The organism is Cupriavidus pinatubonensis (assembly GCF_019602855.1).
Lineage (GTDB): Bacteria > Pseudomonadota > Gammaproteobacteria > Burkholderiales > Burkholderiaceae > Cupriavidus > Cupriavidus pinatubonensis.
The window spans coordinates 1,276,017-1,288,189 of the sequence record NZ_CP080766.1; the positions used below are offsets into that span (position 1 = coordinate 1,276,017).

9 protein-coding genes and 1 rRNA gene are annotated in these 12,173 nt (G+C 63.7%); 3 read left to right on the forward strand and 7 right to left on the reverse strand.

What is annotated here, in order from left to right; all coding sequences use genetic code 11:
* Positions 1–45 precede the first annotated feature (45 nt).
* Positions 46–1,579: ribosomal RNA gene (locus tag K2O51_RS05860) — 16S ribosomal RNA — on the reverse strand.
* Between the two features lie 574 nt (positions 1,580–2,153).
* On the opposite strand from K2O51_RS05860, the gene K2O51_RS05865 reads away from it, so the two are divergent.
* From K2O51_RS05865 to K2O51_RS05875, 3 genes are all read left to right on the forward strand, one after another.
* Complete coding sequence (locus K2O51_RS05865) at positions 2,154–2,546, forward strand: OsmC family protein (protein ID WP_140949464.1); 393 nt, start codon at positions 2,154–2,156, stop codon at positions 2,544–2,546.
* 241 nt (positions 2,547–2,787) lie between these two features.
* The gene (locus K2O51_RS05870; RefSeq protein ID WP_220630610.1) at positions 2,788–3,609 is read left to right on the forward strand and encodes a hypothetical protein; all 822 of its coding nucleotides are present in this window, start codon (positions 2,788–2,790) and stop codon (positions 3,607–3,609) included.
* Positions 3,610–3,870: 261 nt separating this feature from the next.
* Positions 3,871–4,641, forward strand: coding sequence for a DUF3047 domain-containing protein (locus K2O51_RS05875; RefSeq protein ID WP_011301662.1), 771 nt, complete (start codon positions 3,871–3,873; stop codon positions 4,639–4,641).
* A 4-nt stretch (positions 4,642–4,645) separates the two neighbouring features.
* Here K2O51_RS05875 and K2O51_RS05880 read toward each other — a convergent pair whose 3' ends face one another.
* From K2O51_RS05880 to K2O51_RS05905, 6 genes are all read right to left on the reverse strand, one after another.
* A complete protein-coding gene (locus K2O51_RS05880) occupies positions 4,646–5,392 on the reverse strand; it encodes a lipoyl protein ligase domain-containing protein (protein ID WP_011301661.1) in 747 nt (248 codons plus the stop codon).
* 77 nt (positions 5,393–5,469) lie between these two features.
* Positions 5,470–6,582 carry an acetoin dehydrogenase dihydrolipoyllysine-residue acetyltransferase subunit gene (locus tag K2O51_RS05885; protein WP_011301660.1) on the reverse strand — a complete coding sequence of 371 codons (1,113 nt, stop codon included), beginning with the start codon at positions 6,580–6,582 and terminating at the stop codon, positions 5,470–5,472.
* Complete coding sequence (locus K2O51_RS05890) at positions 6,582–7,598, reverse strand: alpha-ketoacid dehydrogenase subunit beta (RefSeq protein WP_220630611.1); 1,017 nt, start codon at positions 7,596–7,598, stop codon at positions 6,582–6,584. The genes K2O51_RS05885 and K2O51_RS05890 overlap by 1 nt, the downstream gene beginning before the upstream one ends.
* A gap of 43 nt (positions 7,599–7,641) precedes the next feature.
* Positions 7,642–8,646: a thiamine pyrophosphate-dependent dehydrogenase E1 component subunit alpha gene (locus K2O51_RS05895; protein WP_011301658.1), complete on the reverse strand. Its 1,005-nt coding sequence runs from the start codon at positions 8,644–8,646 to the stop codon at positions 7,642–7,644.
* A 33-nt stretch (positions 8,647–8,679) separates the two neighbouring features.
* A complete protein-coding gene (locus K2O51_RS05900; RefSeq protein WP_011301657.1) occupies positions 8,680–9,753 on the reverse strand; it encodes an ATP-NAD kinase family protein in 1,074 nt (357 codons plus the stop codon).
* 216 nt (positions 9,754–9,969) lie between these two features.
* Complete coding sequence (locus tag K2O51_RS05905) at positions 9,970–11,946, reverse strand: sigma-54-dependent Fis family transcriptional regulator (RefSeq protein ID WP_011301656.1); 1,977 nt, start codon at positions 11,944–11,946, stop codon at positions 9,970–9,972.
* Positions 11,947–12,173: the final 227 nt, after the last annotated feature.

Consider the following 12,173-nt stretch of genomic DNA (forward strand, 5'->3'; position numbering starts at 1 on the left):
AACCGATAAGTGTGGACACTGAGCACGCAGAACGCGCGCCTCTGGAAAGGAGGTGATCCAGCCGCACCTTCCGATACGGCTACCTTGTTACGACTTCACCCCAGTCATGAACCCTGCCGTGGTAATCGCCCTCCTTGCGGTTAGGCTAACTACTTCTGGCAAAACCCACTCCCATGGTGTGACGGGCGGTGTGTACAAGACCCGGGAACGTATTCACCGCGGCATGCTGATCCGCGATTACTAGCGATTCCAGCTTCACGTAGTCGAGTTGCAGACTACGATCCGGACTACGATGCGTTTTCTGGGATTGGCTCCCCCTCGCGGGTTGGCAACCCTCTGTACGCACCATTGTATGACGTGTGAAGCCCTACCCATAAGGGCCATGAGGACTTGACGTCATCCCCACCTTCCTCCGGTTTGTCACCGGCAGTCTCTCTAGAGTGCCCTTTCGTAGCAACTAGAGACAAGGGTTGCGCTCGTTGCGGGACTTAACCCAACATCTCACGACACGAGCTGACGACAGCCATGCAGCACCTGTGTCCACTTTCCCTTTCGGGCACCTAATGCATCTCTGCTTCGTTAGTGGCATGTCAAGGGTAGGTAAGGTTTTTCGCGTTGCATCGAATTAATCCACATCATCCACCGCTTGTGCGGGTCCCCGTCAATTCCTTTGAGTTTTAATCTTGCGACCGTACTCCCCAGGCGGTCAACTTCACGCGTTAGCTACGTTACTGAAGAAATGAATCCCCAACAACTAGTTGACATCGTTTAGGGCGTGGACTACCAGGGTATCTAATCCTGTTTGCTCCCCACGCTTTCGTGCATGAGCGTCAGTCATGTCCCAGGGGGCTGCCTTCGCCATCGGTATTCCTCCACATCTCTACGCATTTCACTGCTACACGTGGAATTCTACCCCCCTCTGACACACTCTAGCCTTGCAGTCACAAGCGCCATTCCCAGGTTAAGCCCGGGGATTTCACGCCTGTCTTACAAAACCGCCTGCGCACGCTTTACGCCCAGTAATTCCGATTAACGCTCGCACCCTACGTATTACCGCGGCTGCTGGCACGTAGTTAGCCGGTGCTTATTCTTCCGGTACCGTCATCCCCCCACCGTATTAGGGCAAGGGTTTTCTTTCCGGACAAAAGTGCTTTACAACCCGAAGGCCTTCTTCACACACGCGGCATTGCTGGATCAGGGTTGCCCCCATTGTCCAAAATTCCCCACTGCTGCCTCCCGTAGGAGTCTGGGCCGTGTCTCAGTCCCAGTGTGGCTGATCGTCCTCTCAGACCAGCTACTGATCGTCGCCTTGGTGGGCTCTTACCCCACCAACTAGCTAATCAGACATCGGCCGCTCCTATCGCGCGAGGCCGTTACCGGTCCCCCGCTTTCACCCTCAGGTCGTATGCGGTATTAGCTAATCTTTCGACTAGTTATCCCCCACGACAGGGCACGTTCCGATGTATTACTCACCCGTTCGCCACTCGCCACCAGGCCGAAGCCCGTGCTGCCGTTCGACTTGCATGTGTAAGGCATGCCGCCAGCGTTCAATCTGAGCCAGGATCAAACTCTTCAGTTCAATCTCTGTGTGGACCCGAAGGTCCTCGCTCTTTCGAGCGGTCGCTCACTCTCAGAAAACTGACTGACCAGATCCGTAGACCCAGTCACGTTTTGCTGTGCGAGCACTTTGTAACTTTTGAAGCTCCGAAGTCCGAAGACTTCGTGCGTCCGCTACCCAGCGCCCACACTTATCGGTTGTTTGGTTGTTAAAGAACCCGCCCTTTCGGGCCACGCACCGGCTTTGCCGTTTGCGTCGCTGCGTCAGCAGCAGAGAAACGAGATTATGCAGAACTTTCTTCGTTTCGTCAACCGGGTCAGCACTTTTTTTTGCTTCGGTTCGTCGCGCTAACTCTCTCGCTCCGAACCACCCAGTTGCCCCGCAGCCCTTGTCAGCCCTGCCTTGCAGCGCCGCGTTGTGTTGCGAGGGGGCGAATAGTACGGCAGCAAATCACCCTTGGCAAGCGGTTTGGTGAAATAAATCGCCAATATCGAAAGGCGCCGCATTAATCACTGAAAATGTCGCAGTTCGTACATCTGTATAGAATCGTTACTCCCGGGCCGCGCTCCGGCCCACTCCCGTACGAGGACGTTCGATGACTATCCAAGCGACATGGCAGCCGAGCCAGGACAATACGCTTTGCAACCTGACCAATGGGCAAGCGCGCTGGCAAGCGGATCTGGATGACACGGCGGGCGGCGACCCGCAGTATCCCAGCCCGCATGACTTGCTCGATTCGGCGCTTGCGGCATGCACGGTGCTCACCCTCCAGCTTTATGCCAAGCGCAAGGGCTACGCCGTGGATGGAATCCATGCTTCCGTCAGCCACGAGGAAACCTCCGGCCACTACGCGATGAAGCGCGAAGTCCGCGTCACTGGCAATCTGGAACCCAAAGTGCTTGAGGATCTGCTGCGCGTGGCGAACAAGTGCCCCGTGCACAAATCGTTGTCGGCCGAGATTGCTATCGACACCACGATCTCCGGCTGAACCGGCCCGTCATCCTCCTGACCCACACCTTGAGGTACGGTAGCAAAGAGTCAGTCGCCCGGCGCGTGACCATGCCGGCGGCTGACAGCGGGAGGCACCGCATTCGTTCGCTGTCCCACCAAGCTCATGGCATCGAGAGCCTGATACGACTCTTTTGATTTTGTCGGTGTCCGGGGCTGCGGCTTACCATGAAGAAAAAAAGAAGCTGGCAGCACCTTTATCGCAGTGGAGCGGGGACACCTTGACGAACTACATCGAAGAATATTGCGCCCAGATCCGGCGCATGGGATCCGCTGGGCTAATCGCCAAGCCGATACTGGTCGATCAGGACGGCACTTACACGATGACGTATGTGCCGCACGAGCACTTCAACCTGGGCGCACGCCTGGTACTAGTCAGCGCGACGCCAGGGCATGCTCACGTGCGGCTTGCCGCAGCGGTGACCGAGGAGTTGCTGCAGGCGCGTACGCCGGGCCGCGTGATCCAGCGCGAGAACAAGCGCCGCGTGGAACTTGGCGGGCAGCTGATACGGCCCAATCTGATCCGCATGCTCGATCATTTCCGCGCACCGGAGCTTGTGGGGCTGCCCCACGCGGCGGCGCTATGGAACGAGGGTTTCGAGCAGTTCCAGCCATTGGCCTTGTTACCGTGCGCCACCACGCGCCGCGGCCTCGCTTTCAATGGCACGCTGGAAGACCTGCTTGCGGCGCCGATGCTGCGCGCCGCATTCGAAGCCCACTTTCTCGGCGCACTTCGCCAGATGCGTCCCGACGCGTTCTACATTGCGCTAGGCCGTACCGCATGGTCCGGACTGCGCCATGCAGCAAGCCGGCGGCTCCTGGCCAAACACCAGCTTCTGGGGATGATGCCGGTTCCGGCACGGGCTGGAAACATGGTGCGCTATTTCCTGCGCGAGATTTCAGCAAACGATCTGTCGCCGAACGATCCTGTCCGGCACCGCGTCGACTGGCTGGACGCAGCACATACCGAACTGATGGCGAACGTGCAGAAAGTGCGCGCTGCCAATATGCCCCCCGAAGGCCCAAACTACCTGATCGCTTAATCGGACGATGCGAGGCAGCCCCTCCCAAAGAGGGGTCTCGATGCGAGACGCTGCGCCGATAACGCCTCTTGAGGAAACTGACCTCCTCGCATTCCCGATTAGCGGCCCCTGTGCGGGCCGCGATTTTTTTGGGGGCGTGTAACACGCGACCCCTTGCGCCCCGAAGCTGCCACTACCTGCTGAAGTATCTCTCGGTGCCAGACGGAAAATGTCCCGCCTCACTACAATGCTCCCATGCCCAGTCACCGGAGCGTTTGCGTCATGCCACCCCTCTCACCGCGGCACGCACACAGGCAGACGCAAGCGCTATGGCGCGGCTTGCTGTGCGCGGCCGTCCTGCTTGCAACCCCGGCGCAGTCCGCGCAGGGCGATCAACCCGGCATCGCATTTTCCGCATTGCGTCCCGGCGCTCAGTTGCCGGCCGATTGGAAGAACCTGCCTGTCGTGCATGGCAAGGCGATGACCCGCTATACGCTCGTGGCGGATGGCAACACCACCGTGCTGCAAGCCGATGCGAACAGGTCCGCTTCCGCGCTGATGCACGAGGGCAATATCGACCTGGACCGCACGCCGTTTGTCGCGTGGCGCTGGAAGGCGCAAGCGCCAGTCGAAGGCGCCGACAACAGCGAGGGCGCCAAGGAAGATGCCCCGGCCCGACTGGTGTTCTTCTTTGACGGCGACAAGGACAAGCTGTCGTTTGGCGATCGCGCGGGCATCCAGCTTGCGAAGAAGCTCGGCGGCGAAGACCTGCCCTATGCCACGCTGATGTATATCTGGTCGACGACAGCCGCGCCTGGCAGCGTTATCGCCAACCCGCACACCAACCGCGTGCAGATGATCGTGGTTGCCGGCAAGCCCGGCGATGCGGGCCAGTGGCAGACGCTGCGCCGCAATATTGCCCAGGACTACGAGCAGGCGTTCCACGAACCTCCCGGCAAGATTACGGCCTACGGCCTGCTCACCGATACCGACAACACAGGCGCCACCACGCGCGCGTGGTACGGCGACATGCGGTTCCTGCCCGCGCGATAGCAGACTATGCGCGCGGCGGCACCGAAGCGGCCACGCTTGCCCGCAACGCTTCGAGTACCCGCTGCGCCAATGCTGCCTGATCGTCGTTGGCTGCGTTCATGGCCTGCTGTACGCTGACCACCTTGTCGGCATCGTAGTGCCGGCCCGTATCGGCCTCGGCCTCGAAATCATTGGCGCGCTGCGTGATCGACACCGGATCCGCGCTGACGAGCAGCACCGCATGCGCGAGTACCACATGGCGCTGGCCATCCGGCGCCTGCGCGGCTGCCGGTGCCCGGCGCCAGTACTGGGCCGTGCCAGCAATCTTGCGCGCCTGGCCCGGCGGCCCCCAGGCCAGATTGAATCGCCCGTCGCAGAACGATCCCTCGACGGCCTGCCAGTGACTGTCGACATCAAGGTTGCACAATGCCCCGCCGACGACCTCGCACAGGTGCAGGTACACCGCCTCGCTCAACGCGCCCGGTGGCCCATCCACACGATAGGCGAGACTCAGGTTCATGATGCCGGGCCCCTGCGGCACCAGTCCGCCGCCCGACATGCGCAACCAGACAGGGCAGCCACGCCGGGCAAAGCTGTCACGCGCGGCCTCGAACTTCGGATAGCGCAGGTAGCTGCGGGGCACCACCAGCGACACCGGGGCCTCCCACAACTGGGCGACTTCGCTGCCGTGAGCGGCAGCGTCCAGCAATGCGAGTTCGTCCTGCAGCGGATCTTCGCGCGCAGCGTGGGGTTCGACAAATACGAATGGCATGGAATTCGTCCTGGCGGTGACCTGCCACACGATAGCAGGCCGGCGCGGACGGCGTGGCCGCCGTCCGCGATCCGGCATCAACCGGCCAGGTGTGTGCGCAACAGCGCATTGAAGTCGCCGGCCTTTTCCATCTGGCTCATGTGTCCGGCGTCGTCGAACACCTTCACCGTGGCGCCGGCCGGCGCGTTCTGCGCGTGGGTACTCGGGATGATCTGGTCCTTTGCGCCCCACACCACGAGCGTGCGCTTGCCCGTATCAGCCAGCCGCTGCGCCGGCTGCTCGCGCTGCCTGCCTCGCGCGAACAAGCTGTAGCCGATCGCCGACAATGCTTCCTGCACGCCGTCGAGCCGCTTGTAGCGCAGCAGGTCATCGAGCATCTGCCGGCTGACGAGGTCCGGGTTGGCGAACAGCAGCTCGATCACGGGCTTCAGGTCCCGGCGCGACTGCGCGTTGACGAAGCCTTCGGTATAGCCGCTGTTGATCTCCTCGCCCATGCCGACCGGCGAGACCAGCGCCACCGAGAGCACGCGCTGCGGCGCATCGACGGCAAGCTGCGCGGCAATGCCCCCGCCCATCGAATGCCCGACCACATGCGCCGCGTCGATGCCCGTCACATCCAGGAAGCGTGCTACAAAGCCGGCCATCTCCGCCAGCGTCGTACCCGCGAGCCGCGGCGACGTCTGTCCGTGAGCGGGGAGGTCCAGCGCGACCACCGTGTACGCATCGGCAAGGGCGTCAAGGTTGAACAGCCAGTTATCCAGGTCACCGCCAAATCCGTGGACGAAGAGCACCGCCGGCCCCGCGTCGCCCCTCCGGGCGTAGCGGACGCGGATGCCGTCGACGTCGGCGTATTGGTACGCGGGTCCGGCTTCCTCTTCGTCGCCGTCGTCCGCCGGCGTTTCGTAAGCCGCAATATAGGCATCGATTTCCGCATCGCTCACCTCCGCAGGCGCCAGCACACCGAGCAGGGCCTTGACCGGCAGCACGTCCCCCACGCTGGCTACCTTGCGGCGCAAGGTGCCGGCATCGGGCGCCTCGACGGCGTTGGCGATCTTGTCGGTTTCCACATCAAGGATCGGCATGCCCACCGATATTTGGGCGCCCTCGTCGACGAGCCACTCGTTGATAGTGCCTTCCTTCATCGACAGGCCCCACTTGGGCATCACGATCGGGGTAATTGCTGCGGCCATCAGTGCTTGCCTCCCTTCATGGTCTTGCGCACCGCTTCCACGACGTGCGCGGTGCTGGGGATATACAGGTCTTCGAGCGTCGGCGAGAACGGAACCGGCGTGTGCGGCGGGCACACCATCTCGATACCGGCCTTCAGCGCACCGAATGCCTGCTGCGCAACCTGCGCCGAGATATCAGTCGCGATATTGCAGCGCGGGCTAGCTTCGTCCACGACGACAAGCCGTCCGGTGTTCTCGACCGACTCGAGCACCGTATCCATGTCGAGCGGCGACAGCGTGCGCAGGTCAATCACTTCCGCTTCGATGCCTTCCTTCGCCAGCGTCGCCGCCGCGTCCAGCGCGCGATGCACCATCAGCCCGTAAGCGACGATGGTCACGTCCTTGCCGTCGCGTGCGATATTGGCCTCGCCGAACGGAATCGTGTAAGCGCCCTCCGGCACGTCGCCTTCAAGCCCGTACAGGTTCTTGTGCTCGCAGAAGATCACCGGATCGTTGTCGCGGATGGCCTGGATCAGCAGGCCCTTGGTGTCGTACGGCGTCGAGGGGCACACCACCTTGAGGCCGGGAATGTGCGTGAACAGCGGCGTCAGCATCTGGCTGTGCTGCGCGGCCGCGCGAAAGCCCGCGCCTACCATTGCGCGGATCACCACCGGCGTTTCGGCTTTGCCACCGAACATGTAGCGGAACTTGGCCGCCTGATTGAAGATCTGGTCGAAGCACACGCCCATGAAGTCGATGAACATCAGTTCGGCGATCGGTCGCATGCCGCAGGCCGCGGCGCCGATGGCCGCCCCCACGTAGGCCGACTCCGACAGTGGCGTATCGAGCAAGCGGTCGCCATGCTTGGCGTACAACCCCTTGGTCACGCCAAGCACACCGCCCCATGCGTCCTTTTCACCGTCCGCGCCGGCGCCGCCGACAATGTCTTCCCCCAGCATGATCACGCTGGGGTCCCGCGTCATTTCCTGGTCGATCGCCTCGTTGATCGCCAGCTTGATGCTCAGTTTGCGAGCCATGGTCTGTCTCCTGAAATGTGGATAGCAGTGTCGGGTTGGCGATTCAGTAGCTCACGTAGACATCAGTCAGCAGGTCCTCCGGACCAGGCAATGGCGCGGCCTTGGCCTCCTGCACGGCGTGCTCGATCAGCGTCGCGACTTCGCGGTCGATCGACTCGAGTTCCTCGCGCGAGACCACGCCCGCTTGCGTCACCGCGCGCGAGAACAGCTTCAGGCAGTCCTTGTTGGCGCGGATGTCGTCGAGTTCTCCCGCGGCGCGATAGGTTTGCGCGTCGCCTTCGAAGTGCCCGTAGAAGCGGACCATCTTGCATTCGAGCAGCGACGGCCCACCGCCTTCACGCGCGCGGCGGATGACTTCGCCGGCTGCTTCATGCACCGCGAAGAAATCGGTACCGTCCACCGTCACGCCGGGAATGCCGAAGCCGGCCGCGCGATCCACGTAGCTGTCCACCGCGGTGCCGTAATCGCGCGAGGTCGATTCCGCATAGCCGTTGTTCTCGATCACGAAGATCACCGGCAGGTTCCACACGGCGGCGAGGTTCAGGCTTTCGAGGAACGTGCCCTGGTTCGATGCGCCGTCGCCGCTGAACGTAATGCCGACCTCGCCCTTGCCGCGGAACTTCGCGGCCAGCGCGGCGCCGCAGATCAGCGGTGCGCCGGCGCCCAGAATGCCGTTTGCGCCCATCATGCCCTTGGACAGGTCGGCGATATGCATCGACCCGCCCTTGCCATTGCAAGAGCCGCCCTTCTTGCCGTAGATCTCCTTCATCATCGCCACCGGGTCGACGCCCTTGGCAATGCAGTGGCCGTGACCGCGGTGCGTACTGGCGATGCGGTCGCCATCGTGCAGGTGGTGCAGGATGCCGACGCCCGCGGCCTCCTCGCCCGCGTACAGATGCACGAAACCGGGAATGTCGCCGCGGCCGAAGTCCACGTGCAGGCGTTCTTCGAACTCGCGGATGGTGCGCATCTTCCGATACACCGTCAGCAGGGTCTCCTTGTCGAGTGGCAGCCCGCTTGGGCCGGCTTGCATGGCACTGGCGCTCATGGTTGTCTCCTTGGTTGGGGTGGTACGGCTTGCTCAGTGATTAGCGAGAATGGCGGCTGGACTGCTGCGCATCAGCCGCTCGCGCGCGGCATGGCGCATGCACGCCGCCACGTCGATGCTGCGGAAAGCGTGTTCGTGCAGGGTGACGGTGACTTCGTCATGCGGCCCGAAGGCCAGTTCGCGCTCGCCATCGAGCGCGACGATGCCTGCACGCTGTCGCACGCGGTGCGGCCGGGCATGCTCCAGGCGCTGCCAGCCAGCGATGGAGACCTGGCTCAGCAGGCCGGGCGCGATGGGCGCGCGCAGCTCGAACTCGCCCTGTCCCGGGGCGGCCAGCTCGATCGCAAGGCCGCCCGCTTCGCGCCGTCCGAGTGGTTCCAGCAGCCCGGCGATGGCGGACAGCCCGATCGCCTGCGGATCGGCGAATGCCACGTACACGGCAGCGAGCGTGTCGGACTTCCACAGCGCGCGCGCGCCGATGAAATGCTCATGCGCGATCACTGCGTCGACAAGCGCGATGTCGCGCCGGAAACCGCCGTCAGCATCGCGAATGACGATATCGAGTCGCTTGTTCGATGCGAGCGCGTGCGATGCCGGCACCTTGCCCGTCGCATACAGTCCCGACGCGAGCCCGGTAATGGTGGCCTCGCGCATTTCCGGGAACGCATTGTTGGTGCCGGTGGACAGCCCGGCGATCGGCACGCCGCCGCATTCGCGCACCACGGCGCGATGCGTGCCATCGCCGCCGAGCACGATGATCACTTCCACGCCGGCGTCGGCCATATGGCGCGCCGCGTTCAGCGTGTCATCGACGCGCGCGGTGACCGGCATGTCGATGTACTCCACTGCAGGCAGTCCCGCGTCCGGACCCTGGTGCCGGCTCAGGTGCCGACCGAGCATGACGCGCAGCCCTTCGCGGTCCGGCATCATCATCACACGGTCGATGCCGCAGGCCGACAGCGCGGCCAGCAGGCGCAGCACGATATTGACGCGGTCGGCCAGTTGCAGGCTGTTGGCGTTCGCAATCACGCGGCGGATGTCGCGCGCTGATACCGGGTTGGCGATGATGCCGACCAGCGGCGCGCCGGCGAACCGTGCCTGCCCCATGGCCTGTCTCCTTTGTCTTTGTGGTGACAGGCTCATTGCAATGGCTGTGCCAATGCGCGCGACATGCGGAAAGACCGCCGGGAACGCGGAAAATTGCGGGATTACCCGCAGGAAGCGCGGGTCAGAGGGCCACCAAAAGGGGCCTGGCGGTGCTCACGGTGTGACAGGTGTCACAGCGCAGGTGTACAGCACTGGACAACCGTATCGGGGCGAGCGCTACTGCAGCGGCCCTTCGCCATCGCGGCGGTTCGGAGACTGGATGCCGTAGCGCTCCATGCGGCGGTACAGCGTCATGCGGCTGATGCCGATCTGGCGCGCTACCGCGCTCAGGTTCCAGCCCGACGCGCGCAGGTACTGCATCAGCAGCATGGCTTCCGGCGGCATCGCCTTAGTGTCGCCCTCTTGCTCTTGCGCGGGTAGCGCCTGCACGGCTGTCATTGCCGCCGGAGCGCCAAGGGCATCGGGAAGGTCGTGCAGATCGATGTAGCCGTCCGAGCAGACCGCACGCGCGTACTCGAGCACGTTACGCAATTCACGCAAGTTGCCGGGCCAGCGATGGCGGCAAAGCTGTTCGCGCGCCTGCGGCGACAGCGCGATGCCGCGCTGGCCGCCAGCGTCGAGCATCTTCTGCACTAGCCAGTCAAGGTCCGTGCGCTCGCGCAGCGGTGGCAGCGCGAAGCGCGCGCCGTTGAGCCGGTAGAACAGGTCTTCGCGGAAGCGTCCTTGCGCGACCAGATCCTCCAGCCGATGATGCGTGGCGGAAATCACGCGCAGCCTGACCGGTATCGGGCGTGCCGCACCGATCGGCAAGACCTCGCCCTCGGCCAGCACGCGCAGCAGACGCGACTGCAGCTCGCGCGGCATGTCGCCAATCTCGTCGAGGAACAGCGTGCCGCCGTCGGCTTCCTGGATTAACCCGCGCTTGCCGCGCGGACCGGCCCCCGAGAAGCTGTTGGGCAGGTGGCCGAACAGCTCGCTTTCGATCAGCGTTTCAGGAATCGCAGCGCAGTTCACTGCAACGAACGGCTGGCCGCGCCGGGCGCTCGCCTGATGCAGCGCCTTGGCGAAGTACTCCTTGCCGCTGCCGGTCTCGCCATTGATCAGCAGGTTGATCGGCGAATCGACCAGGCGCGCCGCGCGCTGCAATTGCTGCTGCAGCGCGGCATCGCCGCCACACAATGCCGCGAGCGGCTCTGGCAACGGCGCGAGGCGTTCTTCGCGGGCGCCGGCCTGCCAGCGCAGCGCGGGCGGCATCACGCTCAGATAGAGTAGCCCCCCACTGCGGTTCAGCGCGACGAGCCGCTGCTCGCTCGGGCGCGAGTAGACATAGCGGCTCAGGTCTTCCAGCCGCGCGTTGAACAGCGTCTCGAACGACTGGCCGAGCACCGTGCCAGTGGATAGCTCCCCTTCCAGCATGCGCCGCGCGCGGTGGTTGTGCCCGACGATGCGGCCGCAGTCGTCGAGCGCGAGCAGGTATTCCGGATTCACGTCGACAAACTCAGGCGCCACGTTGAGCTTGAGGATCCAGTCGCGATGATGCACGCGCAGGAAGTTCGCATTCTCGATATGCGCCGCATAGATGCGCACCATCTGAAGCGCCAGGCCCTGGCTCTCCTTGGCATGCGGCGAAGTCAGCGCGGAAATGTCGAGGATCGCACTGAGATTTCCGCGCGAGTCGAACAGCGGCGCCGCCGTGCAAGTGAGCGGAATATGCGTGGCGTCGAAATGGTCGGCCTGATGCACGGTCAGTGCTTCGCCAGTGACCAGCGCCGTGCCGACCGCGCAGGTGCCGGCTCCGCTCTCGCTCCATTCCGCGCCCAGGTACAGGCCGGCGTGGCGCAGATCGGTATCGGTACGCGCGTCGCCGATGTAGTCAACGGTCACGCCCTGCGCGTCGGTCAGCAGCACCACGTAGCCCAGCCCTGCCACCTGCGCATACAGGCTTTCCAGCCCATGACGCGCAATGCGCGCGAAATCGTCGATGCGTTGCTGGTGCTCGCGCAGGCGTGTCTGCGGCAGGATGCGCGCTTCCTGCATGCGCGAAGGATCCAGTCCGTACTGGTGCACGCAGCGCCGCCATGAATTCTGGATCACGGCGTCGTGCGTGGGCCGGTCCGCGGGCAAGGCAGGCGGGGGCAGGTAGCTGGTGGCCTGGACTACCGTCTCGATGTGATCGCGTTGCCGCAGGTCCATCGCTGTCTCCTGGTTGTCTTCGCTGCGGTCTGCGCCATGCGCCGCGGGCGGCACTTTGGCGAACTGGCGAACCGGACACGTCGTCGCGCGCCTCTGTGCTGGCTACTGTATCCGACACGGTCGGAGCGGTGCAATCCGGCGTCATCGTTGCGGCAAATTTGTGCATTGAACGGCATTTCGCAACCGGACAATAGGACATTCTCAAGACAGCGCGGAGCCCGCCGTTA

Bases quoted from the DNA above. Each gene is read 5' to 3' on its own strand.
- K2O51_RS05890 (WP_220630611.1), bottom strand. From the start codon at position 7,598: ATGGCTCGCAAACTGAGCATCAAGCTGGCGATCAACGAGGCGATCGAC.
- K2O51_RS05865 (WP_140949464.1), top strand. From the start codon at position 2,154: ATGACTATCCAAGCGACATGGCAGCCGAGCCAGGACAATACGCTTTGC.
- K2O51_RS05895 (WP_011301658.1), bottom strand. From the start codon at position 8,646: ATGAGCGCCAGTGCCATGCAAGCCGGCCCAAGCGGGCTGCCACTCGAC.
- K2O51_RS05885 (WP_011301660.1), bottom strand. From the start codon at position 6,582: ATGGCCGCAGCAATTACCCCGATCGTGATGCCCAAGTGGGGCCTGTCG.
- K2O51_RS05880 (WP_011301661.1), bottom strand. From the start codon at position 5,392: ATGCCATTCGTATTTGTCGAACCCCACGCTGCGCGCGAAGATCCGCTG.
- K2O51_RS05905 (WP_011301656.1), bottom strand. From the start codon at position 11,946: ATGGACCTGCGGCAACGCGATCACATCGAGACGGTAGTCCAGGCCACC.
- K2O51_RS05875 (WP_011301662.1), top strand. From the start codon at position 3,871: ATGCCACCCCTCTCACCGCGGCACGCACACAGGCAGACGCAAGCGCTA.
- K2O51_RS05900 (WP_011301657.1), bottom strand. From the start codon at position 9,753: ATGGGGCAGGCACGGTTCGCCGGCGCGCCGCTGGTCGGCATCATCGCC.